Origin of the sequence: Ruegeria meonggei, assembly GCF_042768335.1 — a bacterium.
In the GTDB taxonomy this organism is placed as follows: Bacteria; Pseudomonadota; Alphaproteobacteria; order Rhodobacterales; family Rhodobacteraceae; genus Ruegeria; species Ruegeria meonggei.
The window spans coordinates 2,246,067-2,271,142 of sequence record NZ_JAXHBT010000001.1; the positions used below are offsets into that span (position 1 = coordinate 2,246,067).

At 57.1% G+C, this 25,076-nt stretch carries 19 protein-coding genes and 1 tRNA gene; 11 read left to right on the forward strand and 9 right to left on the reverse strand.

Annotated elements, in window-relative coordinates; translation table 11 throughout:
• Nucleotides 1-2 precede the first annotated feature (2 nt).
• Nucleotides 3-590, forward strand: a complete 588-nt coding sequence (locus tag SJY13_RS10970) for a hypothetical protein (protein ID WP_085823791.1) — start codon at nucleotides 3-5, stop codon at nucleotides 588-590.
• 75 nt (nucleotides 591-665) lie between these two features.
• Nucleotides 666-2,216 (forward strand): polyamine aminopropyltransferase, encoded by a 1,551-nt coding sequence (locus SJY13_RS10975; protein ID WP_377190896.1) that lies wholly within the window; start codon nucleotides 666-668, stop codon nucleotides 2,214-2,216.
• Between the two features lie 50 nt (nucleotides 2,217-2,266).
• On the opposite strand, the gene SJY13_RS10980 is transcribed toward SJY13_RS10975, so the two are convergent.
• Genes SJY13_RS10980 through SJY13_RS11010 form a run of 7 tightly spaced genes read right to left on the reverse strand, consistent with a single transcriptional unit; the run spans nucleotide 2,267 to nucleotide 11,570 of the window.
• The gene (locus SJY13_RS10980; RefSeq protein ID WP_377190898.1) at nucleotides 2,267-3,688 is read right to left on the reverse strand and encodes an AMP-binding protein; all 1,422 of its coding nucleotides are present in this window, start codon (nucleotides 3,686-3,688) and stop codon (nucleotides 2,267-2,269) included.
• On the reverse strand, nucleotides 3,681-4,526 hold the full coding sequence (locus tag SJY13_RS10985; protein WP_377190900.1) for a hypothetical protein: 846 nt from the start codon (nucleotides 4,524-4,526) through the stop codon (nucleotides 3,681-3,683). Before SJY13_RS10985 ends, SJY13_RS10980 begins: the two co-directional genes overlap by 8 nt.
• Nucleotides 4,523-5,854 (reverse strand): hypothetical protein, encoded by a 1,332-nt coding sequence (locus SJY13_RS10990; RefSeq protein ID WP_377190902.1) that lies wholly within the window; start codon nucleotides 5,852-5,854, stop codon nucleotides 4,523-4,525. Before SJY13_RS10990 ends, SJY13_RS10985 begins: the two co-directional genes overlap by 4 nt.
• Nucleotides 5,851-6,951, reverse strand: a complete 1,101-nt coding sequence (locus SJY13_RS10995) for a DUF3419 family protein (RefSeq protein WP_377190904.1) — start codon at nucleotides 6,949-6,951, stop codon at nucleotides 5,851-5,853. The genes SJY13_RS10990 and SJY13_RS10995 overlap by 4 nt, the downstream gene beginning before the upstream one ends.
• Entirely contained in the window at nucleotides 6,941-9,400 is a 2,460-nt protein-coding gene (locus SJY13_RS11000) for a PEP/pyruvate-binding domain-containing protein (protein ID WP_377190906.1), read from the reverse strand. Before SJY13_RS11000 ends, SJY13_RS10995 begins: the two co-directional genes overlap by 11 nt.
• Nucleotides 9,397-10,308, reverse strand: coding sequence for a UbiA family prenyltransferase (locus SJY13_RS11005; protein ID WP_377190908.1), 912 nt, complete (start codon nucleotides 10,306-10,308; stop codon nucleotides 9,397-9,399). The genes SJY13_RS11000 and SJY13_RS11005 overlap by 4 nt, the downstream gene beginning before the upstream one ends.
• Complete coding sequence (locus SJY13_RS11010) at nucleotides 10,305-11,570, reverse strand: hydroxymethylglutaryl-CoA reductase (protein ID WP_377190910.1); 1,266 nt, start codon at nucleotides 11,568-11,570, stop codon at nucleotides 10,305-10,307. Before SJY13_RS11010 ends, SJY13_RS11005 begins: the two co-directional genes overlap by 4 nt.
• Nucleotides 11,571-12,148: 578 nt before the next feature.
• Here SJY13_RS11010 and SJY13_RS11015 point away from each other — a divergent pair.
• A complete protein-coding gene (locus tag SJY13_RS11015) occupies nucleotides 12,149-12,517 on the forward strand; it encodes a MarR family winged helix-turn-helix transcriptional regulator (RefSeq protein WP_377190912.1) in 369 nt (122 codons plus the stop codon).
• Nucleotides 12,518-12,664: 147 nt separating this feature from the next.
• The gene (locus SJY13_RS11020) at nucleotides 12,665-13,282 is read left to right on the forward strand and encodes a class I SAM-dependent methyltransferase (protein ID WP_377190914.1); all 618 of its coding nucleotides are present in this window, start codon (nucleotides 12,665-12,667) and stop codon (nucleotides 13,280-13,282) included.
• A 269-nt stretch (nucleotides 13,283-13,551) separates the two neighbouring features.
• On the opposite strand, the gene SJY13_RS11025 is transcribed toward SJY13_RS11020, so the two are convergent.
• A tRNA-Ser gene (locus SJY13_RS11025) sits at nucleotides 13,552-13,641 on the reverse strand.
• Nucleotides 13,642-14,020: 379 nt separating this feature from the next.
• Between SJY13_RS11025 and SJY13_RS11030 the strand changes: the two genes are divergently transcribed.
• The 7 genes from SJY13_RS11030 to SJY13_RS11060 all read left to right on the forward strand — a co-directional run bounded on the left by SJY13_RS11030 (nucleotide 14,021) and on the right by SJY13_RS11060 (nucleotide 21,820).
• Nucleotides 14,021-15,031 (forward strand): FecR family protein, encoded by a 1,011-nt coding sequence (locus SJY13_RS11030; RefSeq protein ID WP_377190916.1) that lies wholly within the window; start codon nucleotides 14,021-14,023, stop codon nucleotides 15,029-15,031.
• Nucleotides 15,032-15,112: 81 nt separating this feature from the next.
• Entirely contained in the window at nucleotides 15,113-16,546 is a 1,434-nt protein-coding gene (locus SJY13_RS11035; RefSeq protein ID WP_377190918.1) for a CHASE2 domain-containing protein, read from the forward strand.
• A complete protein-coding gene (locus SJY13_RS11040; RefSeq protein ID WP_377190920.1) occupies nucleotides 16,546-17,346 on the forward strand; it encodes an adenylate/guanylate cyclase domain-containing protein in 801 nt (266 codons plus the stop codon). The genes SJY13_RS11035 and SJY13_RS11040 overlap by 1 nt, the downstream gene beginning before the upstream one ends.
• Nucleotides 17,347-17,501: 155 nt before the next feature.
• Nucleotides 17,502-18,560, forward strand: a complete 1,059-nt coding sequence (locus tag SJY13_RS11045; protein ID WP_377190922.1) for a patatin-like phospholipase family protein — start codon at nucleotides 17,502-17,504, stop codon at nucleotides 18,558-18,560.
• 132 nt (nucleotides 18,561-18,692) lie between these two features.
• Nucleotides 18,693-19,706: a catalase gene (locus SJY13_RS11050; RefSeq protein ID WP_377190924.1), complete on the forward strand. Its 1,014-nt coding sequence runs from the start codon at nucleotides 18,693-18,695 to the stop codon at nucleotides 19,704-19,706.
• Between the two features lie 3 nt (nucleotides 19,707-19,709).
• Nucleotides 19,710-20,426, forward strand: coding sequence for a hypothetical protein (locus SJY13_RS11055; RefSeq protein ID WP_377190926.1), 717 nt, complete (start codon nucleotides 19,710-19,712; stop codon nucleotides 20,424-20,426).
• A complete protein-coding gene (locus SJY13_RS11060) occupies nucleotides 20,423-21,820 on the forward strand; it encodes a Dyp-type peroxidase (protein ID WP_377190928.1) in 1,398 nt (465 codons plus the stop codon). Before SJY13_RS11055 ends, SJY13_RS11060 begins: the two co-directional genes overlap by 4 nt.
• On the opposite strand, the gene SJY13_RS11065 is transcribed toward SJY13_RS11060, so the two are convergent.
• Entirely contained in the window at nucleotides 21,817-25,002 is a 3,186-nt protein-coding gene (locus SJY13_RS11065) for an ATP-binding protein (protein ID WP_377190930.1), read from the reverse strand. The two genes, SJY13_RS11060 and SJY13_RS11065, sit on opposite strands and share 4 nt — an antisense overlap.
• Nucleotides 25,003-25,076 lie beyond the last annotated feature (74 nt).

Here is a 25,076-nt window from a genome sequence, read left to right on the forward strand (position 1 = left end):
AGATGTTTGGAAAACTAAAGGGGATCGTCATTATCGGCGTGTTGGGATTTGTGGCCTACTCGGTCTTTCTGTCCCCTAAATCAGAGCAGACGGCCGATCTGGGTCAGGTTTTGGATCGGACAGAGTTCACGATTGCCAAATATCAGGAATACCTGGATGCAAACAGCATCACCGAAGCCTCGAACGAGCAAGTAGACGAGTTTGCCGGATATCTGGCGCAAGTGATGAATTCCGATCCAAAATTCTATGACAAGCCGCTGGGGATCGAAATCGAAAGCGACGCCAAGTTCCTGGGCTTTGCAGATGCCAACGCCAACAACGTCCGGGATACGGATGAGGGCGAAGTTTTCACGATCGAGATTGATGAGGCCAACAACCGCCTGATCGCAACCGACACAACCGGCGAATCTGCGGGCCTGCGTTTTTCCGGTGCTGGTTTTCTGGCGGGTGCCTTGTTGGGCAATTTGCTTAGCCGTCAGCGCTCAGCCGGTATCAAGGCTTCCAGCTTTAACAACCGCTCGGTCACGCCGCGCACCAGCTATGCGGCCCCGCGCAGCTCACGTTCCGGCGGTCTGCGTGCAGGCAAGTAACCAGCAACCCTGTCAAATCCAATCAAAACCCGGTGCGCTGGCCGTGCCGGGTTTTCCTGTCATTCGGACCTTAGAATGAGCGACACAACTACACTTCGTTACACCGACTTGCCGCGCCGACAGGCGATGGTCCTGCTGGGCGCTATCCTTGTGGTCGCCCTGTGCGGCATCGTTTACGAGCTAATCATCGGCACAGTATCCAGCTATTTGTTGGGAAATTCTGTCTATCAGTTTTCACTGACCATCGGCTTTTTCATGTTCGCCATGGGCGTCGGATCTTATGTTTCGCGCTTTTTCCACGGGAACCTGATCCAGATCTTTGTCTGGGTTGAGCTGATCCTAGCACTGGTCGGCGGCCTGTGCAGTGTGTCGCTGTTCATGCTGTTTCCCTTTGCCCCCTGGTTCTACACCGTCGGCATGTTCTCTTTTATCTCGGCCATCGGATTTCTGGTCGGGTTGGAGATTCCCCTGTTGATGCGGGTGTTGTCCGAGCGCAGCACCACTCGGGAATCCATCGCTGATGTGTTGTCTCTGGACTACATCGGCGCGCTTGTCGGCTCGGTCATGTTTCCGATCCTGTTGCTGCCATCGCTGGGTTTGATTTCATCGTCCTTTGCCATAGGGCTGACCAACGCCGCCGTCGCCTTCCTGAGCGTCCTGTACCTGCGTGACTACCTGGATGCACCCAAGCGGATGCTGGCCTGTTCCATTGCCACGATCGTGTTGCTGTTTGCCCTGACCTTGCTGGCAGGTCGCATTACCGCTTTTGCACAGGATCACCTGTATTTCGACCGGATCGTCTGGCGCAAACAATCGCAGTATCAGTCGCTGGTCGTCACCAATACCTGGCAGAAAAACGAGGTGCGCCTGTTTATCGACGGCCACCTTCAATTCGCCGAGGCGGATGAATACCGCTATCACGAAGCACTGGTTCACCCAGCCCTGTCCTGGGGCGATGCCGCACCGAAATCTGTGCTGGTTCTGGGCGGGGGTGATGGGTTGGCGGTGCGCGAAATCCTCAGACACCCAAGCGTTACGCAGATCGATCTGGTGGACCTCGACCCCGAGATGACAAAGCTGGGGCGTGATTTTGCCCCTGTGGTTCGCCTCAACGGCAACAGTATGGCGGCGTCGGCGCTGACGGTGCACAACACCGATGCGTTCAACTTTGTCAAATCGGCAGATCAATCTTATGACCGGATTATCGTCGATTTTCCTGATCCGCATAACGAGGCGCTGTCCAAACTGTACGCGATTGAATTCTACGCCATGCTTCAGGCCATTCTAGCTGAGGATGGAGTGATCGTGACGCAAAGCAGCTCACCCTTTTTTACGCCGCACACCTATTGGACGATATCGGACACGATGTCCGAGATTTTTCCGCAAGTGGTGAATTATCAGATGTCGATCCCGTCCTTCGGCGTCTGGGGATTCAACCTGGCCAGCAATCAACCAGACGCTCGGTTGGGTGACTTTCCGGCCAATCTGAGGTTTCTGACACCAGATGTGTTCACCGCAGGGCGGGTTTTTCCAGCCGATCTTTTGCCCAGCCGAGAGTTGGCGACGAACTCGATCTTTGATCCCAACATCTACCATCAATATTCGCGCGACATCTCTGGGTATTGAGGGGTTGGCACCTAGAGGCGCCGAAAACCGAAGGGTTGGATTATTTGGGTTTAGGAACCAACTCGGCGTATCAGTTCCGCGCGATCCACTTTGGACCGATGGCGTTGGTCCATCGGAATGGTGTTTACGTGGTTTACGTCTGAGACGCCGAACCCATGCGCATGTTTGCGCCACGTCGACAAGTGACCGACGTCCCCCTGAACACAAAGCACAGCGCGTCCACCAATGCTCACCAGAGCGCTGCACGTCACGCCGGGCCATTGCCGAGCAGCGACTTCGATGGCAAACGGGAATATGCGCCCCATTGGAGTTTTCACGTCACTGCCTAATCGGCCCCACAGCCACAGGCGCCCCTGCTCATCCAGCCTGCCCGCATCACCTGTGCGGTGCCAGATGATCGCGCCCTCGTGGATCTTGTTTTCTTTCGAGTGCGCCGGATCAAGGTATCCCTCATTCACATGGGCACCCGCGACCTGAATCTCGTCATCGCGAACACGCAGTTTGATCCGTTCGACCGGATACCCGACAAGAAGCCCCTGGCCTTCAGTCATCAGCTGCTGGTCGCTGTCAGAGATGTCCCTTGCATCAAGATGTGCGATCGGCTCGGCCTCGGTTGATCCATAGACGCAGGTTACGTTCAGATTAGCAGTATCGCGCAGCCGTTGGGTCAGGTCTGGAAACACAGGGCCACCGCCAGTGAACACCGTGTGCAACGCCCCGACCTCTGTGCACTGCGCGAGTTTTTCGCACAAAGACGGAGGAAGCAGAGCCCGCGTGACCTGTTGATCACATATCCAGACTGACAATTGCTTTGGGTCCAGGCGATCCAGCTTGCTCATTTTCCAGTTGGGCAAAACAGTCGTGCGCCCGGCCGCAAGGTTGATCAATGTGAACACAGGAAACGCCACCAGATCCCGCTCGACTGTGTCGCTGTCCAGAAGCGGTGCGATGGCATCATGCTGAGCCATCAGAAACGCATGGCTGCGCGGGATTGCCTTAGGTTGGCCCGTCGTCCCGGACGTAAAGGAAATGAGGGCCACGTCACTGTCTTGAACAGCCGCTGCTGGCAGATCGCCCCGCCCGTCACCCGGCACCAAAAGACGTAGCCCCCAAAGCTCTGGCACCATGACCCTGAGCAAGGCGAAGTAACCCGATGCGCAAAAGGCTTTGGGCCGCGTCGACCGGGCAGCATGACGCAACCCGGCTAGACCCATGGCAGGTTCTGGCAAGACCACAGTTGCGCCTAACGACCACAGGGCAGCAAGGCTGGCATAAAGATCAGCATTGACCGGCATCGCAAGCAGGACACGGTCCCCATGACCAATTCCCTTGTGGTGCCATTTCCGGGCCAGCTGGTGGGCACGGGTTTGCAGCTGCTGAAAGGTGATCGTGCGATCGGTGCCTTCGATGATGGCCATCCTGTCAGGGTGTCGGTCGACCGCCGCTGCAAAGTGATCCAGCAGGTTAGCCATCCAACCGCAGCCCCATCAAGCTGTAGCGCCGGAAGACAGTGGCCCCTTCAGCGACGCTGCGATCGGCGGATTGGTTGTCATCGTGGATCAGCGCGTGGATAGCCGTGTCACATCCAAGTTTCAGGGCCGATTTGTGGAAACGACTGGCCAAATGCCGCCCCGCACCACGTTCCAGGCTTGCATAGGTCTTTAAGATAGCAGCCTTTGGGTTGGGGCCTTCAGCATAGTTCGGAATACCAAACAGAAAACCCGCCAACGAGCCATCGGGACGGCGGGCAAAAAAGATCAACTCGGGTTTCAGCATCGGAACCACGGGCATGTACATGGCAAGAAAATCAGGTTCGGAAATGGGTTTGTAAAAGGCATTCTGGGAAAAGGCTTCAACAGACAGTTCATATACTTGCCGGAACAACTCTTCCGGGTTGGTTCCATCCCAAGGTACGACCTCAAACGCATCGGTTGCAGTTGGCGACGATGTGGCCGCATGGGCCAGCGGCACGCGCGCCGAGAAATACTTGCTGATCGTGGCAAACCCCGCCGACCGGAACACGTCGGGGTCATGTGATTTATTTGTCGGCTCCATCAAAAATGGTGCAGAGCCGTCACTTTCGGACACAAACCGATAGCTGTGCCAGGTATCACCGGACATCGGCCCAACGACCCGGTTGATCCCGGCCTTTTGGATCAACGCAATCCCTGCGCGCAGGGCCTGCAACCCGGAATCAGGCGTCTTGCACGAGAAATCGCCGATAGCCGCGGTCGGGGCGCCATCCCAATCAGGCCCCTGCAGATAGACAGACAGCTTGGCGCCATCAGTATGAATGGTTTCTTTCATCATGATGACACCCCGACAGAAATTCCTTCACCCAAAGGCCCGACGATAGACCAGATGTAATACAAGAGCGGTGGCAACAGCGCCAATACCGTCAATCTGGACACACGGTTCTTTTGAGGAAAAAGTGGCGACACAAAGGGCATAACCGCCATAACGGCTAGGGAAAAAAGCGATAGCCAGGTCAGTGGTTCCGCCCAGTTCGACTGGTCCGAATTCTGTGAAACAGACCAGATCCGGGTCAGGAACAGGAACGCGGCAACAAAGGGTATCGCTATTGGAATAGTCCGCAGAGCCACAGCGCTGAGGCCCATCACCAAGCCCATTGCGGTCAGCCCGAAAAAGGAAATCGCATCCCATCCCGTTGCGGTTCCCAATGCAAGCCATCCAAATCCTACAAGTCCCAGGGCGGCGACGATATCCAGATCGGGATATTTACTGTCGCATGGGCTTACGGTTCGGGCCCAGCCGTGCGCGACAAGAACCAAAATGGGCAGAACAGTATTCTGGAGCTCTGCAGCCGCCAGAATCAAGAAAACCGCGACGACATAGACACGGGTCGCATGTTTGGTCAGGCCCAGCTTTGCACCGACCATGCCGAAACTGACGAGGGCTGCAAAGAACATTGCAGCCAACAGGGCCAGCTCAGCCAAAGAACTGTGATTGTGACCGTTCAGAAAAACCAGCAAGCCCAGCGGCAAGAACAAGTTGTCGAAGCCCCGCCAGCTTTGCGCCTCGACTAGGGTGCCAAAAGCCGCAACCATCACGCACAGCATCAGGATGTTTGAGGGCGGCAATTTCGACAGGAACAAAAAACAGATGATGGCGACCAGCAGCGTAACAACAAAAAACACCACCGACCCTTCGATGCTTTTTTCGCCGTCTTCGACCACGTAACGCTTTGTTCCATAGGTGGTTCCAGCCAGGGCGGCGGCGGCATCGGCCAATGTCAGAACGGCAATCGGCAGCACGTAGAACAAGGTGTTTTCACGGGCTAGCAAAAAGCAAAATCCAACGGACAGCGCCAAAAGGAAATCCCCGTACGAGGTGCGCTCGACACTGTGCAAAGCTGCGCCCAGACCGCTTGAGAACCGTGGCAGGCGCAAGACCAACATGACAATCATCGTCGCCCCGATCAGCAGGTAAACCGGCCAGCGATCCGGGAACAGCCACGGCAAAACCAGTGCAAAAAGTCCGGTCCCGACATGCATCAGTTTCCGTTGCACTTCTGGGTTCAAATCAACCTTTTTCGCCACCCGCCGAACGATCATCATCAACCCTAGCAGGGTCAAAACCGAGGCGATGGCCAGTAGGACTTGAAACAGAATGCTCACTCCAGCACCTCTTCCACAACAAAGTCCGAGTAGAAAAAGGCCATGTCGCGCGCTTTCAGGCGGTCCTCAGTGGTGTGCCGCGTCTCAACAGCCGCGCGGAACTGTGGGGGCACGCGACGGGGTGCCATCATGTTCCAATACACAAGCCGGGCCTTGGGTGCGGCGGCTGACAGAATTGATCCATAGACCTGGGCAAATACGTCCGGCGACATGTATTCAAAAATATCCGACAGATTGAATCCATTGGCTTTTTCACCGGTCGAGACAAAGGCCTCCAACGATCCTGGGCGGATATCCAGGCGGTCCAGACGGGCGCGGATCGTATCATAATGCTCGGGTCGCCAGGCCATGGGCAGCGCGTCGCCATGCGTGCCCTTCAGTATCCAATGCAAATAGGGATTTTGCGAAGGGTCGGTATCAACACCCGCGTGGCGAATGCGGCGGGCTACATGCTGGGCAGGGCTGCCCTCGACGTGATCAAAAAACGCTTTGTCGCGGCCCATACGCCCCATGACAAAGCGGGAAAAGAACACATTCAGCAACAGCCGCCATCTGAAAGTATCAAAACGCGCGTCAAAGAATACCTTGCGCGCGTCGGGGGTTCGGGGGGAAAAGACGTCATCAATCGTGCGCCGGGGATGCACAAACGGCAAAAGCCGGGTGCGAAAGATACGGAAATACCGCTCGAACTTTCCGACCCCACCGATCCCGTAACGATCCACGTCAGGCGCAAGCGCGGTCCAGAAGGCGTGTGTTTCAGGGTCGGTGTCCTGTAATGCCCGCGCCAGCAACGCAGACCGCCTTGTGCTGGCACGCGATCCGGTCAGTTCAAGGAATTCGGAATGTGTCAGCGACCGGAAGGCACCGATCCTTAGCTTTAGGCAGGCGATTTGCGCCGGCGACAGATCAACAACCACAACTTTGGCCGGATCGAGTGTCAGCATAGCCAGTGCATTATCCCCGGCAGAGCAGATGGAAACCAGGGTGCCCCCTGCGCAATTGCCCAGCGCGTCGGTCAAAACGTCCGCATCTTCCCACAACTGCGCGTATCGGATGTGATCGAAATCGGCTTTGCCTTCGATTTCACTATGCCCCATCGCATCGTTCCACTTTGCCACTTGCCCCGTCGACGGACAGTGTTTCACCATCTTTAATCCATTGCGTGGCCCCTTTCAGGCCCACGACACATGGAATACCCAACTCGCGCGCCACGATCGCGGAATGCGAAAGTAGGGACCCCCGTTCCACAACAATGGCTGCAGCATTCGAAAACACCGCGATCCAACCGGGATCGGTGTGACGCGCCACAAGGATGTCGCCGGGTTGCAGTGCCTCGGTTCGCGGGTCGCGGATCACGCGGGCTTGTGCGGTCACATGCCCAGCCGAACAGCCGGTACCGGTTTTTGCGCGCTCCGGATCATTGTCGGCCTCAGCGTTTTGTGCCCAGATCGGGGCGATGGCAGGCCCTCGGATTTCGATGCGTTCCGGTGGATCGAGGCTCTGGGATGCGGCTACGTCTTCGCTTTGGCGCTGCGCCACAATGGCTTTCAGGTTCGGCGACAGGCTGAACCCTTCGACTGCGCCCAAGACCTCATGCGTGGTCAGGTGAAACACGTCGCGGGGTTCAGACAGCAGCCCCCGGGCTGAAAACTCCCGACCGATCCCCAGAAAGACACGCCGGGCATGGCCAAAGATCCGCGTGCGTTCAAAGCGCAGGTTTTCGCGGTCGCGCACGCGGGCCTTTGCCCAGCCCACAATCCATTTGGACAGCTGCCGTTTCAGGGGATTGGCGGGAAACTGGGTTTTCCAGTCCAGTTCATTTCCGATGTGTCGCTTACCCTCTGGACGGGCGGCACTGGCTGCGACGGCCATCAACAGGCTTGAGGGGTCGTCGCGCAGCGGAATACTCTCCAGCTTTAACTCCTCAGTGCATCGATCCCCGAATTTGTCCAGATAGGATTGAACCTCGGCCTCGATATTTGGATAGGCAGCAAGGGTTTCGATCCGGCATTCCGCGCCAAGCTGGTCAGCGATCCCGGCGTCGCGAACCAATCGGCCCATGCGGGCAATACGCTGTGCCGGTTCCGCCGAGACGATATCACCCTGCCCGATCATGACATCGTTATGCAGCAACAGACCATCTTCACCCAACCACTTGTGCAGCAGGTTACGTGATGCACCAAACGCGATCATGCACAGGAAATCGTTGATAAGCGGGGCGTCCCAGCGATCCAGCAATGTGCTTTCGATATGACGATACTCTGCCGCCAGATCGGTCGCATTCGCGGCGTTGATATCCAGGTTCCGGCCCAGCACATCGTTCAGCCGCGCATAGAAATTCCGCCGGGTGCGTGGCAGACGCACGGCTTGCCAGACAAGCCCACCCGCAACTGTGGCCAGTTTGGCGTATTCCACCATCTTGCGCGCACCTTTGGCCGGGGCAGGACCAATCGCATCCGTGATCTCGCGCGGCATGGGTTCGGAAACACCCATCATCGTTTCCATGTAATCGCGGTTCAGCGAGAACCCCGGCAGCAGGGCCAACGCCCTGTACCAGTTGACCAGGTTGTAATAGACGCGCCCATCAATGCGCCCAAGCAGGTTATCGAATATGGTCGCGTTTTGCGCGACGGCGCTGTCAGACACTCCCAAAAGCTGCACAAAGGCGCGATAGACGCGAGAATAGACATGCAGGGCAAAGGAATAGGTCAATGGGCTGACCATGCCCGGATAGCTTTCGACGATGTTTGAGTTGTCAAAGATGGTCAGCCTGTCGTCCTTCAGCGCCACTGGCCGCAATTCGGTTGTGATCGGCCGCGCCTGCAGAATGTGCAACCCATCCGCATCAAACGCCCATTCGATGTCCTGCGGGACGCCAAAGGTCTGTTCCGCTTTGCGCGCCAGTGCTGCGATCTTGTGGGCCTGATCGGGTGTCAAAACCTCAGGCGATGCTTGCGCGCACTCCGCCTGCCCGGCCGGATCAATGGTCCAATCCTCGCCATCCACCTCACCTGACACCAGCGCATCGCCCAAGCCTTTGACGGCAGACACAACAACCGTGTTTCGTTGCCCGGTGACGGGATCGGCCGAGAATGCAACACCAGCAGCTGACGCATTAATCATGCGCTGTACGATGATTGAGGGGGCCTCGGCCCCACCCCCGGACTTTACAGAGCGATAGGTGGCAACCGTTTCCGAAAACCCCGATTGCCAAACCTGTTTTGCGGCCTGCAGCACCCTGCCGCCAGCGACATTCAAGACTGTATCGAACTGACCTGCGTGGCTGTGTTCGGCACCATCTTCGGCCCGACCGGAACTGCGCACCGCATATGGCCCAGGACCCAGCGCATCCAACGCAGCGCCCAGCGCAACGTTCAGCCCGCGCACCGCGACGGGCCCGGTTTTGCCCGGGCGAAATGCGTCCTCGGTGATGACAAAGAACACCGGTGGATTGAAACCGAAATGGGCAAGATTTGACAGCGCAGCCGCTTTACCACCAACCACTGTCGGGTCAGTTGCATCGGATTGACGGACGATAAGGGTCAAGTGAGGCCTCCGATCAGGAACGGCAGAAAGCCCGCTGTGGCATAGCAGAAAAACACCCACAGCCCAGCGATAGTGTCCATTCGGTCCTGTGCCTTTGGTGTTGGCGCGTGCACATAGCTGCGCACCGCAAAGCCACAAGGCACAAACGCGACTGCCCCGACCAGAACGGTGACCCAACCGACGCCTGTTGCAAATCCCGTGCCCACCAGAAACCCAAAGGACAGAACAACACAGCACAACCAGACATAGGCGGCGCGGCGATGCCCCCAAAGGGCAGAATAGGTGTCTACCCCGTCAATTTCATTCTCTGGTGACCAAAGCTTGCGCCCGATCTCCAGAACGCACCCATTGATGAAGGACAGGGCCAGAAACAACCACAGCTTCGATGCGGCACCGCCGGCTGGAAGCCATTCGATACTGGTCAGCAGCAGGTCGATCAGCGGCATGATCGCCATGTGGCTGACCAGATAAAACACCGGTCGCGCCTTTAGCCATGTCGGCACCCCAAACTCGGCAGTCATTGCCGCGAGCCACACCCAGACCGCAAGAAGACCCCACAAAACGGGTGTATACCAAAGCCATGCAGCGGTGGCCGCCATAGGCAAGGTCAGCAGACCCAGCACCAGAACCTCAGCCGGAGATACCAGCCCGCGTGGAATAGGCCGTTCTGGTCGATAGCGGCGGTCGTCTTCGGCATCCTTGAATTCGTCGCAAACCCGCATCTGGAAGAACAACGCCATCGCCAGCACAAACCCCACTAGAAAGGCAGGCCATTCGGGCAATGGGCGATCCGCAAGTCGGGCCGAGACGCAAATACTTGCAGCCGAAAAAACCAGCAAAAGTGGTATGGTCTTCTTGAGCGGGAAGCGTTCGGACTGATAGGTCCACAATCGGGCGAGCAAAGTCATCTTTGGCGGGCCAGACTTTCATGAGCCCGCGTGAAATGCCCCGCGGCGATTGCAGCGACGATCGAAATCTCTCCGCACAAGCAAATGGCAGCTGCAACTTCTGCCAGGGCGGTGCCATGGCCTGGGCCCTTCAGCCCCAATATGTTCAGCGCCGCCGTCTGGCTGGGTAATCCGGTGCCGCCTCCCACAGAACCAACCAGGATATTCGGCAGCGTCACCGAGCAGAAAAGATCCCCTCCTCTGGGCTCCATCCGCGTCACCCCCATCGCGCTTTCGGCGACACAGGCCGCATCCTGTCCGGTGGCGATATAAAAGGCCGCAAGCCCGTTGGCATAATGGGCCTGCGCCCCCAGCTGGCCCGACAAATGCGAGCCAAGATTGGCGACACGGCCATAACCCAACATGGCATCTACAGTGGTGCCAAGCGTCTTTTCTACGATATCCCCAGGCAAGGTGACCGACGCACTGACTTTGCGCCCGCGACCAGTCACCAAACCCAGCGCCGAAGCCTTTTTGTCGCCCGAAAAATTCCCTTCGATATACCAATTCTCAATAGGAACTGTGCAATCGCTGTTAATGGCGCGACACAAGGCATCCGTGGCAATGGTAACCATGTTCTGACCGGCTGCGTCCCCCGTGGTGTATCGGCAGATTAGAAAGACAATATTCGTGTCGATAAAAGGCTCCAATGAGACAAGCCTGCCGTGCCGGGTTGTGGCTTCTGCTGCTGCTTTGAGAGCATCGATGTTCTCGACCACCCAGTCGACGAACTGCCCTGCTTGCAACAGGCTTTCGAACACAAACGCAGGCGTGCGCAGAACACCTTCGTACAGAACAGCCGTACTTACGCCGCCAGACCGACCCGCCGCAAAAGCCCCGCGCGCGTATGAAGCGACAAGCGCGGCCTCGGTCGTGGCCAGAGGCACATAGAAATCCCCGTTTGCATTCATACCATTCAGGCGCAACGGCCCAACAATGCCAACCGGCATCTTAACGGTGCCAATGAAATTCTCGATATTGGCGCCGTAAGTTTCAGAGGCTTCGACCGTTGCGGGATCCGCTATCTGAGCCTGATCCGCGTCGCTGGCCTTGGGCTTCAGCTGATCCCAGAACCGCGCAACCGTCTTTGGATCTGCCTTGCGAGAGGGGCGCAAGGGTGAAAACTCTTCATCGCTTGGGGCCATTTGTTTCGGCGTGCTGTCCACATCATATCGTGCTTTGATACGTCGCAGCATTTCCCGCACATGAAATGGAATGATCAAAAGGCAGCTCCGATACATGCTCTGCATAACGATTGCAGATGGTCCTCAATATGGCTGCACATTAGCAAAAAGATAAGTAGTTTCCAGAGAATACCTCTGCTGCTGGGTCGAGGTCATTCCTGTTGGCGTTGCGTAGCGGCGCTAGGGTTTTGCTTGTGGGCTGCCTTAACATTGCGGAACCGAGACCCGCGTCTCCGACATGGTCCATGCAAGCGCCGGTGCTGCAGGCAGACCCAGCGATGACTGAGGCAAAACCCGCGTTAAGTTTGGGCAGCATCAGAACCGATCCCGACGAAAGCACAAGCTGGGACAGGGTACTCCGGTCAGCCCGATTGAACGCCCGCGATGTAGCCAAACAGCAGATCCATGGGTTTGCTTTTCGATGGCAAGCCGGATGTTGCCCTTGAGAATGCGAAGACTATAATCAATAAAGTTGACTATATGAGCATTGCTCCAGTTAGTCAATATAATTGACTTTATTGTTTTGGGGACAAATGACACAAAACACACTCGACCAGCGACGCTCTAACTCCTTTGGGCGTGTTATCACGCGCATTGTTTTGGGCCTTGAGGCCGATATGGCAAATCAAACCTCAACAGGCATCAGCACAACACGGGCGCAAAAGGCGGTGCTTGTTCAACTGGAATCGCAGGGCAACCGGATTACGACCTTGGCGCTGCGGCTTGGAATTTCAAAACAGGCAACCAGCAAACTGGTGCAGGACCTTGAGGGAAAGAAGCTTGTTACACGTGTCCCCGACCCTGATGACAGCCGCGCATCCCTTATCCAGTTCACCGACGCGGGCAAAGCTGTGGTCGAGACAACGGTGCTGTATTTTGAGGACTTGGAACTGAAACTGGGCGCGCAGATTGGCCGCGAAGACCTTAATCTTGTGAAAGCCAAGCTGAAACAGGTGGCAAACATCATGGATCCCCACGGGTTTTAGGTCGAAAGGCGGGGGGGCTATACCTCGCGCGAACCTGCTCAGGTCAATCAACACAGCCTGTAAGTTTACAGTCAATTTAGTTGACTATTTTTCTGTACACTGATAGTCAGCTTAACTGACCATATACAGCGATGAGTGGCCAGTCGAATGTCCTTGATCGAAACACGTAACGCTTATGATGTAACTGCGGACACCTATTCGGTGTCTCATGCGCGGTGGCTTCGCTTCGCCGGGGGCGAGGCCCAATGCGCGTTTGAGGGCGCAGTGAGCGCCCTGCTCCGCCCTGGCATGCGCATGCTGGACGCCGCCTGCGGTACGGGCGCGGTTGCCAGGCGCCTGCTCATGGGGGTGAACGGCCAGGTCGATCTTGTGCTGTTGGATACCTCGCAAAGGATGCTGAACAGGTGTAGTGAAATCCCTGCCGAGCGTGTGCTGGGCTGTATGAAATGCCTTCCTTTTGACGATGATCAGTTCGATTTGCTCACCTGCGCATGGGGCATCGAGACCCTGGCAGACCCTTGGCCCGCATTGACAGAATTTGTTCGAGTGACGCGGCCGGGCGGCCATGTTTGTCTGGTTTTTTGCGCCGAACGTCCGACGCCTTCTTTGGTGGGGCGAGTGTTGCGACACTCTATTGTAAATTCAGGGCGTGGCACATTCCTGAACTGTCAGAACCTGCGCCAATTGGCAGAAACGGCGGGCGCAGAGCGTGTTCAAATGCTGCATTGCACCGGCCCGGCCGCGGCAATGATACTTCACATCTAGCCTGGGAATAGGGCAAGACGCGCTGTAGCTTGCGAACTTTGGTCGCCTCAACAAACCCAAGAACGCCCGACGTATCGCCACCCACCATGCAATACTGCCCTGGATTCCTTGGCTTCGTTGGCATCACCCCCAATTCGGTTTTGGCTGCGCCATTTGTCACCATGATCTGATCCAAGACCGGTCAAAAGCAAAATGAATGCATGAGATCAACAAAAACAGCCCCGTTAGGGGCCGAACAACAACCAGCGCAATCGAAAAAAGTTGGGTAATGGCGGAGACGAAGGGATTCGAACCCTCGAGACCCTTCCGGGCCTACTCCCTTAGCAGGGGAGCGCCTTCGACCACTCGGCCACGTCTCCGCTGGCCGGTATATCCTTGCCTGTTAACCGGATACAAGACGATTTTCGCTGCCTCGGGCATTTTTCTCAAATTGGGCGCAACAGTGGCTGGGTCGCGTCAACGCAAAGCTCTCCAGCCCGATGTTTGGCTTGCGATCACGGGTCATCTTCCGCGTTCAAACGACCCCGCCCGAAGTGATTGCAGTGACAAATCCACAGGAAACTTGCCAAACACATAAGGTTTAAGGCATATTTGCCTAGAGTTATTTTAAAAATTCAAGCAAATGAATTTATAGGGGCAAAAACCGGGCAGCAGGCGTATCGCGCCTGAAGTGTACCTCTTGGGGAAGGGATTTAAGAGTTGGCCTGGTTTAGATTGTTCGTTGTTGTGTGTTGCGTATTGAGTCTTCCTTCGCAGCTTTTTGCCAATATCGGTAAAGTCATAGGTGTCAAACAAGGCGCCGAAATCACACGCGGGGGCAAGTCGCAGCCGTTGCGCGTGGGCATGGATGTTCAGTCGGGGGATTCCATCTCGACCAACAGAAGTGGCGTAGTGCAGTTGGTTTTCGTTGATGAGACGAAAATCGCCGTCGGTCCCAACGCGAAAATGACGCTGGACGTAACCATGTTGCGCGGTAACAGGAAAGCCAAGAACTTTGCGGTTCAGGCCCTGGGCGGAAGTTTCCGTTTTATCTCGGGCAAAAGCAAAAAGCGGGCCTATTCCATCCAGACCCCCACGGCGACCATGGCCGTTCGGGGCACAACTTTTGACATGTGGGTCGTGCCCGGTACGCAAAGCGCCATGGTGGTTCTTGAAGGCCGGGTCGAGATGTGTGGCCTGAATGGCAGCTGCCAGGCAACCGGCCGGCAGTGCAGCCTGTTTGCCACAACTCAGAAGGGCGGTGTCGGCAGACCTGCAGATCAGGCGCAATATGAAAAGGCCCTGCAGGAAGGTTTCCCCTTCATTCAGTCGCAGGACAGTTTGCTAGCGCCGTTGCAGGTCGATTACGGCGGATGCGGGACAGATGCCTTGCCCCTGCCACCACAGCAATCAGACGCCCCCGAACCCAGCCGCGCGCAGTCAGGGGTCCAGAGCGCTCAAAAGTCTGCGCCAAGCACCAGATCTCCTTCGCCCGAGCCTCCATCGCCTGGGCCGTCAACGCCCGGACCGTCATCAGTTGGCAGTGGCAACGGCGGAAACGTCGGCGGTAGCAGCGGCAGCGGAAGCGGCAACGGCGGCAATATCGGGAGCGACGGCGGCAGCGGTAGCGGTCAGGGTGGCAGCATCGGTGGTGTCAGTGGCGGTTCTTCAGATGGCAGCGGTGGAACGATTGGTGGCGGTGGCAGCGGCAGTGGCGGCAATGCCGGCAGCGGCAGCGCTGGCGGAAATGGGGGTAATAGCGGCGGCTAGCACAGACAGCGTACCTATGCACCCCTGCCAAAACAGCTTCACGCGCTCGGGCCGCGGAGACCACGGCGTTTGGAGACTAACGTGACCGGAAAGCCGAAAGAACGAACTGGTCGACGGCGCGGCTTTCAGATTGTGGGATTATGCCTGATCCTGCTGGGCTGTTTTATCCGCGTGCTGGACCCCTATCCGGTGCGGATGTCGCGGCTGATCTATTTCGACATTCTGCAACGTATCTCGCCGCGGGACTACAACCCGGACCTTCCGGTGCGCGTTGTGGATATTGATGAAAGGTCGCTGGCCGCCTGGGGGCAATGGCCATGGCCGCGGACTCTGCTGACCGAAATGGTCGAGAATCTGGGCGATTATGGCGCAGCGGCCATCGCATTTGACATGTTGTTGGTAGAACCTGACAGGTACTCTCCGGCGCGGATATTAAATGACCCTGCGTTGGCGGGGGTGTTGACCGTGGATCCGGGCGCGGAAAACCTGGACAACGACCAGACCTTCGCTTCTGAAATTGCCAATTGGCCTGTCGTTCTGGGAACCGCCGCCCGGTTGACGCAGGAAGGTGGCGTGGTCTTCCCCATGGCCGGGATCATTGAAATAGGCGAAGTACCGACGGCCGGATTGGTTACGGTGCCGCATTGGACACCGCTGGCTCCTCCGCTTGATCAAAATGCAGCTGGGATCGGAGGGGTCAATGTCTCGCCCCTTGGCGGCACGGGCGTTGTACGCCGGGTGCCGGTTTTGTGGGCCGGCCCCGATGGTGCAATGCCCAGCCTTGGGGTCGAGGCCCTAAGAGTGGCGCTGGGTGAATCCATCATTATTGCCGAGGGGGCACAAGACGAGGCTGGCATCATGCTGGCCGTCGAGATCGGAGGGTTTCGCTTGCCCACCACCGAAAACGGTGAAGTGTGGGTCAGGTACAGGCGCGACAATCCTGATCTCTACCTGTCGGCCGACGATGTTATGCAGCCCGAAGAGAACCCTGACCTGCGCGCCGAAATCGAAGGCAGGATTATTCTGGTCGGCACTTCGGCTGCGGGCTTGTTCGACATGCATCAGACCGCCCTGGGTGAATCCGTGCCGGGCGTATCGATCCATGCGCAGGTCTTGGAACAGATCATGACAGGCGAAATGCTCAGCCGGTCGGACGTCACTTCGGCGCTTGAATTGTTATCTTTTGTCATCCTCGGTCTGGTGGTGACCGCTGTGATGGCCAGATTTGGCGCAGTGGCGTCGTTTGTCGCGGGTGGCGTGTCGGCCTCGGTTGTTTTGGGGATCAGTTGGCTGGCCTTTGACAACCAACTCGTTTTGTTCGACGTCACCTTTCCGATGCTGGGCGGCATGGCCAATTTCGGTCTGCTGGCAGGCTATCTCTTCATCTCGACCGAGCGCGAGAAACGCGTGATCCGTCAGATTTTTTCACACTATGTCGCACCAGAGATTCTGGACGAAATGGAAGTGTCGGGCCATCAGCTGCAACTGGGGGGGAAACTCAGGAAATCACGGTGATGTTCTCGGACATCCGGGGATTTACGCCCTTGTCCGAGTCGATTTCGGCAACCGATCTTGTGGCCCTGCTGAATGAGCTGTTTTCGCAGGTCGGCGATCAGATCCTTTTGGAACGCGGGACAATCGACAAATTCATCGGCGATGCGGTCATGGCGTTTTGGAACGCGCCCCTGCCGGTCGAAAACCACCCTTGTCGTGCCGCGCAGGCCGCGCTGTTGATGCGGCAGGCATTGATTGACTTCAATACCTCTGACGTGATGCAGGACCGACCGCCAATTGCACTGGCAACCGGGTGCGCCACCGGTCAGGCTTGTGTTGGCAATATCGGGTCACGACGTAGGTTTAACTATACTGTCATCGGAGATGTGGTGAATGTTGCCGCGCGGATCGAGCAAAGCTGTCGCCATGTGGATTACGACATTCTCGTTTCCAATTCAGTATACGAAAAAACAAAACACGAAATGGCGATGCTTGAGGCGGGGTTTGTTGACCTCAAGGGAAAATCCGATCTGGAACCCGTTTTTGTGCTGGTCGGAAATCAGGACCTGCTTGCAACCTCTGAGTTCCAAAACCTTGAAGCGACGCATAATGCACTTGTGTCAGCAATCAGGCAGCGAAAGCCGCAAAATCAGATCGAAAGAATATGTGAGGACTGCGTTGCACTGGCCGAAAACATGGAGCCTGGTCTGCGCCGCTTCTATTTTGCCTTGTCAGGCCGGGCCGCAGATTTCCGTTCTGATGTTCAGGCGAGCGAAGTGTTTTTTAGTCACCAAAGCCACGAAAGAAAGACCTCCGCATAAATCGAGCGTAAGGGAGGGTTTGCGAAACGGCACGATCTTGCAGAACTCCGCATTTTCCTCAAGAAAGGTACGGACAGTAAAAAACACAGCGATCGGCACTGGGGTTAACCCGGGTCAGTAATCACTGGGGCATAAAAGGACACGAGGCGCGCCACATGGTATTTAAGTTGGTTTCCTGCGATGGCGGAGGAATTCGAGGGTATCTGACATGTTTGATCCTGCAGGGCCTTCATGAAGAGACCGGTTGCCTGGACACCGCAGATGGCTTTGCTGGAACGTCCACCGGCGGCCTGATGGCTGTTGCATTGGCGGATGGCCGCACGCAGGGCAAGGATATGGCAAAGCTGATCGCCGATCTGGCCGCGCATTACCGCGATGACGCCGACACGATATTCCGCGAGAACGAGCGCAACTTTCTGGACAAGGCGCTGGATGATTTGCTCAGACGTTTTCACCTGGGGGGTGGCCCCGGCATAACAGCGTCGCAATACAATGCCACAGGGCTTGCAGAGATCGGGCTTTCCCTCGTCGAGGACCGAACCATCGGGTCACTGTCCACGGATATGGTTTTGGCCGTCAACACAACCTGTCTGCACCGCAGCGACAAGATTGGTTGGGCTCCGTTCACGATAACCAACCAGAATCTGGAACACGAATCCTGGCTGGACATGAGCGCGGTCCGCTTGCTGGATGTTGCGCTGGCCAGCTCGGCCGCGCCGTCCTATTTCCCGCCACACCAGATCAAGGCTGGCGGCAAGGACTATGGGTACTTTGCAGATGGCGGAACCTTTGCCAACAATCCGGTGATGAACGGGATCAATGTCGCCATCGCCACAAACCGCGCACACGGGCTTGAGGATGTCGAGGCTCTGTCCATCGGCACCGGCCAACAACCTACAGACATTTCCGAAGAGATGGTCAAGAACCCCGACGACTGGGGTCTGCTCAAATGGTTCGGGATCACCTCAAATGCGCCACGTGGCGCCCTGATCGAATTGCTGCTGAACACATCAGCAGAGAACCAGTATTGGATGGCGCGTCTGGTGCTGAAGGACAGGCTGGTACGCATCAACCCTCCGCTTCCGAAAGTGGTGGGATTGGCGACGCATAAACCTGAATCCTATACGCTGATGGACAAGGCATATCAGGCAAGCAAGCAAAGCACCTATTGGGCAAACGCTGTCAAGATGATGCGCGGATGGGCTCGCAACTGACTGACCTGTTACCATAAATTGGCTTTTCACCCTTCCGTCCCAGTCGTTTTTGTTGCCTTTGAAACAGGACCGCGTATGGTTAACGCGCAGTTCTTAACGCATTATTAATGTCTGCATTTTGGGGGAAGAAGTATGAGCGATCCCGGCATGGCCGAGAAGCTGGTTAAGGCATTGCAACGCCCGGATGGTGACTTGGCCCTGCGTCCCGTGCACTCCATTGGCATCGGCGCGACCGGGTATTTCATGCCCTCTCCGATCGCCCGCAACTTTTGCGTCGCCGAGCATTTTAACACCGACAAGACGGACGTATCCGTCAGGTTTTCGAACGGATCGGGTTGCGCCGTAGTGCATGACGGCTGGTCGGATGTGCGCGGCATGGCAGTTCGGTTTCACTTGCCCGATGGCACCGATACCGACCTGATCGCTATGACCCTGCCCGAGTTTTTTGCGCCAACTCCGGAAACCTTTTTGGAGTTCGCCGAAAAGGCCGCGCCAAAACCCTATGAAGGCGAGACGCCCTGGCAGAAAATCTGGAACTACCTTCAGCTAATCCTGCCCAAACGCGATCCCTATCCCGGTGAAACCATCAGCCCCGACGACGGTGCCATCGCCTATGCGGACAAATACGCTTTTTCCCAATTGGGTGTGATGCAGGCGGCGCAGATCGGCGCGCCAACCAGTTATGTGCGTGCGGCTTATCACGCGGTGCATACCTTCATCGTCACTGGTTCGGACGGTGTGCGCCGCTGGGTTCGGTTTTCCTGGCAACCGATCGCGGGGGTTTTGAACACCAACCCTGAAAAAACGCCTGACGATGACTTTCTACGGGCCGAACTGAAAGAGCGTTTATCCAAGGACTCGGCCCGGTTTTCCCTGATGATGATGGTGGGTGAGGTCGGTGACGATTTCAACAATTCGTCGCGCCCCTGGCCGCCGCATCGCAAACGCATCATGATGGGCACACTGACCGTCAATACGGTGCCCGAAGATCAGATTGCGCAATCAGAAAAGCTTAGTTTCAATCCAGGTCTTCTAACCCCCGGCATCGAGGCCTCAGACGACCCGGTTCTGAAGATACGGATCGACACGTACAAAACCTCAAGTGCATGGCGTGGCGGATCACCCTGCCCGTTCTCGGAGGGCTAAAGAATGTCACAACAAAACAGTTGGATTAACAGCTACGTCAACAGCCTGCCGGAACGGGGCTGGTTTAAATTCCTGTCCCGCTACATCGTCGTGCCCTATTGGAACTGGCGCGATCCAAAGCCAAAATTGCCCGGCGGACCGCGCCCCTCGCCCCAGCCGAGTGAAAACGTTCAGCGCATGATGAACCTGATCATGCCGTTGAAAGACCCCTCACCTGCCGGACGCGCGCGGGCGACGCTTGCCATCGCCGAAAACGTGGAAGAAATCTTTGCCGGGCTGGACAATGTTGGTACGGTGCATTTTGCCCGCTTCCTGCTGATCGACGATAATATCTGCATGATTTCGGTCTATGATGGCGACTTCAGCAACTACATCCGGGATTTCATCACCACGATCGGCAGTGTGTTTGACGACGTCATCTCGCTGGTCGACGGGGCCGAACACCTGATCCCAACCGAGCGCAATGTCGAAGAATTCATTGATTGGGTTCAAGAGCATGACCTGTTTCAGGCAGCCGATTTCCCGACCGATCTGTTTGGTCTGCAGGATGCGGCCAAAGGGCTGCCGCCCAACGAACCGCCCCATATGCTGGCGACGCTACCGCGCGAGTTTGTCCTGCAGCTGCACGCCAACCGCAACATCTCATTGGGAGGCGGCTACCGCGCCTATCCCGGAATTTCAGCCGCGCAAGTGCGCCAAAAATTCGGACAGGGCTGGTGAATACAAAACTCGATCTCGCCGACATTCAGGGCAATATTCTACGTGGCTATCGCCGCGAATATGTGCGCCATCTGATCCTTGAGGTCACGGACCGCACAGCAGCAAGACAGTTCCTTGGGGCCGCAGTCGACGGTGGCAGCGACGCTGTTCCCGAAATCACACGCGGTGTTCTGTGGGAGGTCAAGCCACCCTTCTGCTTTAACATCGGCATCACCTATGAGGGGCTTCGCGCCCTCGGCACATCATCCGACAGCCTAAAGACCTTCCCGTCAGAATTTGTACAGGGCATGACCAAACGCGCGATGAAACTGGGAGATTTCGGAGCAAGCGGGCCGGAAAAATGGCCTGCCCCGTTTGATCAGCCGGACCGAGTGCATCTGATTGCGTCAGTGCATTCAGATGTGCCCGAACATCTGGATATTGTCGAAAAGCAGGCCGCCCAGGCCTTCACCGTTCTGGGCGTCCGCAACGGGCGCAACTTGCCCGAAGGCAAGGTGTTTTTTGGCTACGTCGACGGCATCTCGCAGCCTCGCTTTGAACAGGTCTATGACCCGGAACAAAAGGGTGTCGAAGAACCCATCGACCCGCTGGGCACCGCTCTGTTGGGTTATCCCACCAAGCAGGAGGGCGTTTGGTTCCGTGTTCCGTCACCCCGCTCGCTTGGGTTCAACGGGTCATTCAATGCCTTCCGCATTCTGGCGCAGGACGCCGCCGGGTTCGAAGCCTATCTGGATCAGGCCGCAGATGAGCTGATGGACCACCCGGATCGCGATCAGCTGGTCGATCCCAACAATCTGGATCGCATCGGCAAGGGGCTCGACTTGCGGGGCGCGCTGCGCGAGGTCGTGGCTGCACAAATGTGTGGACGCTGGCGCAATGGGGTGCCGTACGAGCTGTCACCGAATGCCCAATGGCCCGATGATGCCGTCTCGCCCACCAATTTCGACTATACCCATACATCACGCTGCCCAGCGGGATCTCATTTGCGGCGTGGTAACCCCCGCGGCGGACCAATCGTTCAGCGTATCGCCAACTATACACGGCGTCTGGTACGGCGCGGGATGTCCTACGGACCTGATTTCGATCCGCAAAACCCAGATACCGAGGAACGCGGCCTGCTGGGCAGTTTCATCGGGGCCAATATCGGTGCGCAGTTCGAAGCGGTAATGTGCGACTGGATCAACCTGGGCCTGCAGGACCCGCGTATTACCGGTGCCAATGACCCGTTGCTTGGGGCCAATACACCCGAAACCAGCTGGTTTGACATGACCTTGCCGGACGGAGGCACAATTCGTTTGCACGGGTTTCCACGCCTGATCTACACGCGCGGTGGGGCCTATACCTTTCTGCCCAGCCTGACCGCGATCAAGTATCTGTCCGAGCTGACGACCTAAGCCAAATCCGCCAGCGCCGCGTCGATGCGTTTCAGCATCGGCGACTGTCCGGCAGTTTCGACAATCACCCGGGCTTTGGTCAGGTGGTCTTTGGCCTGTGCTTTCTTTTTCTTCGCTTTGTACAGCAGGCCTATGATCATGTCACAGCGGGCGATGTAATGCCCCTTTTCATCGAATTGAGGGTTTGCGCGCACCTGTTCAATCATCGCCTTCAGACGCTTTTCGCCAAACAGCATGACCATTAGGATGGACCAGAAATTTAAGACCAGGACCTTAAAGGACCCACCACCTTCGCCGGTCAGAATAGCCAGATACATCTCGCACAGGAACAGGCGCGCCCAGTCGGCTGACACCATGGTGCCTTCATCCGTGCGTTTCTGAATCGCGTCTTCAATCTGGCGCAGCCCCTCTGCCACCTGACCCTTCAGGGCGTAGGCCACACCCAGCATTGTCGCCGGGCCAAAGGTGAACAGAGTCCAGCCCTTTTCCTCGCAATCTTTGATATGCTCCTGAACCACTTCCATCGCGCCCGGTTTTTCCAGCGGCACCATGGCGCCCACACGGGCGGCCTCAGCGATGGCTAGTTCGAACTCGACCTGCAATTCCTTACGCGCCTCTTCTGCCATCTTCAGCGCCAGCTCATGGTCGTCAGACACCATCGCAATCAGCGCCTTCATCGCCTTGCCATAGCCCAGCGCGCGGGGGTCGTTCTTGGATTTACCCAGGGCGATCATCTGGTCCGAGGTCGCATGAGCCCGGGCCACGCGCCCGCGGGTCAGCTCATTCCACCCAACCGTCGCCAAAAAGAAATTCTGGATATAGGCATCGTCGATCTGCTCCAGCGCCGCTTCGATCTCTTTTTTTCGGGCCTCAAACCGCGCGTTGTCGATGGGTGAATGATAGATCGACACGGATAGCTCGTTGACCATGGCATAGGCCCGGGACGCAGGATCCCTTAGGCGTTTGGCCATATCGGTCAGTTCTTGCTGCACCCAGTGGGCTTCGTGGTATTTGCCGTTGCATACCAGACAGGACACGTAATGGTGCAGGAAAAGGGCATGATGCCGGTTGTCCCCGACCTGTTGCAAGATCGGCCGCACTGTACCTGCCAGATCAATAACCGTTTTGACTCGCAAAGAGATGTTTGAACACAGCGCGAAACTGGCGAGAAACTCGGCAAATTGTTCATTCGTGGCGCAGTCCGGGTCGGCCTGATACATCTCTAGTGCAGTGACAAAATACCTATTGGCTTCGTCCAGTGAATAAACACCCAGGCTTTTGTCGCCAGCCATCGCGCTGTAGCGGAATGCCTGATCCCGACGGTCAGTTTGTCCGTAATGAAAGGCCAACATCTCGGCCGCTTCTTGCAGGCGGTTCGCATTGCGCTGAACCAAGGCTTCGGCGATGGCCAGGTGCAATTCGGACCGACGCGACATAACCATACTTTGATAGACCGAATCCCGCAGCAGGACATGTTTGAAGATGTAATCAGAGGAGTTCGCCTCGCGAAACAGCACATCCTGCGCCTGAAGCCTTTGCAGGGTGGTACCGGTCTCGTCAGCATTCTCGACCAGTTGCGACAACAATCCGGGGTCGAACCGGCGGCCGATGACGGCGGCGGCCTGAAGCAATTCGCGATCCTCGGGCGACAGGCGGTCTATTCTGGCCGCAAGCAGGCTGCGCATGGTGACAGGCAGTCCGCTGTCCCCGATATCTGCGTCAATATGGGCTTTGCCATCTTCGACCCGCAAAGACCCCTGATCCAGCAAAAAACTCAGGATCTCTTCACCAAATAGCGGGTTGCCACCGGCGCGCTCTGTCAGTTGCTGCGCCAACCCGTCAGGCAGGTCTGTCACATCAAGACGGTTCTGCGCCAGACTGGCGAAGTCCGAGGCATCCAGAGGTTTCAGGGCGACGGTCGTCACACCACTTTGCTCCAGCCAAGGTGGCGCATATTCCGGCCGCCGGGTTTGAATGATCAGTAGGTTCGAAAGATCAGTATCCGCAATCAGAATGCCCAGCAGGTCCTCTGAGGCGCTGTCGATCCAATGGCTGTCTTCGATCAGCATCACGACCTGATCGCGGGCGCACTTAGACTTCAGCATCTCGCGCAGCAACTCGCGAATGCGCAGACCGATCAAGACACCGTCCAGACCCTCCAGCGACCCCGCGGGCGGTTTGATCCCTAGAAGGCTCATCATCAGCCCAAGGTTCTGCAGCGTAAACAACCCGGATTTCTCAAGCCCGACTTCCAGCTTCTTCTGAACCCGTAGAGGGTTGTCGGTGTCGTGGATCTGAAAGGAATTCCGAATAATTTCGAGGAAGGGCAGAAACGGGATTTGCTGACCGTCCGCAAAGCAGTATCCAGTAAGTATCGCGGTTTCTTCGGCCTGCAGCTGCTGAAGAAACTCAAACACAAGGCGGGTTTTGCCCAGCCCCGGTTCAGCCACCAAATCAACAACGGAACGCGCCGCCTTTGACCGCTCCAGCGCCGCTGACATCGCGCGCTGTTCTTGGTTGCGGCCAACATAGCTGCTGAGCCCCTGCGCCACCGAGGCGTCAAAACGGGCCGCATCTTCATGAATGGAATGCAGTTGCCACAGCTTTTGCGGCGTGGAGAGGCCTTTGATTTGGTGCTCGCCGAAAAAGCTTAGCTCGGTGACCCATTCGACCAAGCCGCGCGTTGTATTGCACAGCAGGGTTCCACCCGAGGGAGCAAGGTTTTCCAGACGCGCCGCCAAATTCACAGTGCTGCCAACGGCAGTGGTCGGGCCGCCCTCGCCCTGCACAGCGGCCATCAGAACTGTGCCCGAACTGATCCCCACCCGCATTTGCGGGCGTACGCCGAAACGGGCGTCAAACTCCCCAGCGGCAGCCAGGAACGCTGCATGGATGGACTGAGCTGCACGGCAGGCCCGCAAGGCCGGGTCTTCCAACGCGTCGGGAATCCCAAACAGCGCCATGATGCTGTCGCCGGCAAAATCCCGGACTGTGCCCCCATGACCTTCCGCTGCCCTAACAAGCGTGTCATAGACCATGCGCACAAAACCCAAGGCTTTTTCTTCCTCTAGCCCGGCAACGATACCCGTGAAACCAACCATATCGGCGAACAGTACCGACACCTGGCGCCTTTGCCCCAGATCCGTTGTCTGCTGTGCAGGTTTTTCTGTTCCATCCGCCATGTCAGAGAATGGTTTACAGCACCGCGCCGCGCGCCGCTAGTATCTGCCGCTATGGAAACCGAAAAACTCGTTTA

Coding starts and splice junctions, on each gene's coding strand:
- SJY13_RS10970 (WP_085823791.1), top strand. CDS start 3: ATGTTTGGAAAACTAAAGGGGATCGTCATTATCGGCGTGTTGGGATTT.
- SJY13_RS10975 (WP_377190896.1), top strand. CDS start 666: ATGAGCGACACAACTACACTTCGTTACACCGACTTGCCGCGCCGACAG.
- SJY13_RS10980 (WP_377190898.1), bottom strand. CDS start 3,688: ATGGCTAACCTGCTGGATCACTTTGCAGCGGCGGTCGACCGACACCCT.
- SJY13_RS10985 (WP_377190900.1), bottom strand. CDS start 4,526: ATGATGAAAGAAACCATTCATACTGATGGCGCCAAGCTGTCTGTCTAT.
- SJY13_RS10995 (WP_377190904.1), bottom strand. CDS start 6,951: ATGGGGCATAGTGAAATCGAAGGCAAAGCCGATTTCGATCACATCCGA.
- SJY13_RS11005 (WP_377190908.1), bottom strand. CDS start 10,308: ATGACTTTGCTCGCCCGATTGTGGACCTATCAGTCCGAACGCTTCCCG.
- SJY13_RS11015 (WP_377190912.1), top strand. CDS start 12,149: ATGGCAAATCAAACCTCAACAGGCATCAGCACAACACGGGCGCAAAAG.
- SJY13_RS11020 (WP_377190914.1), top strand. CDS start 12,665: ATGTCCTTGATCGAAACACGTAACGCTTATGATGTAACTGCGGACACC.
- SJY13_RS11040 (WP_377190920.1), top strand. CDS start 16,546: ATGTTCTCGGACATCCGGGGATTTACGCCCTTGTCCGAGTCGATTTCG.
- SJY13_RS11045 (WP_377190922.1), top strand. CDS start 17,502: ATGGTATTTAAGTTGGTTTCCTGCGATGGCGGAGGAATTCGAGGGTAT.
- SJY13_RS11050 (WP_377190924.1), top strand. CDS start 18,693: ATGAGCGATCCCGGCATGGCCGAGAAGCTGGTTAAGGCATTGCAACGC.
- SJY13_RS11055 (WP_377190926.1), top strand. CDS start 19,710: ATGTCACAACAAAACAGTTGGATTAACAGCTACGTCAACAGCCTGCCG.
- SJY13_RS11065 (WP_377190930.1), bottom strand. CDS start 25,002: ATGGCGGATGGAACAGAAAAACCTGCACAGCAGACAACGGATCTGGGG.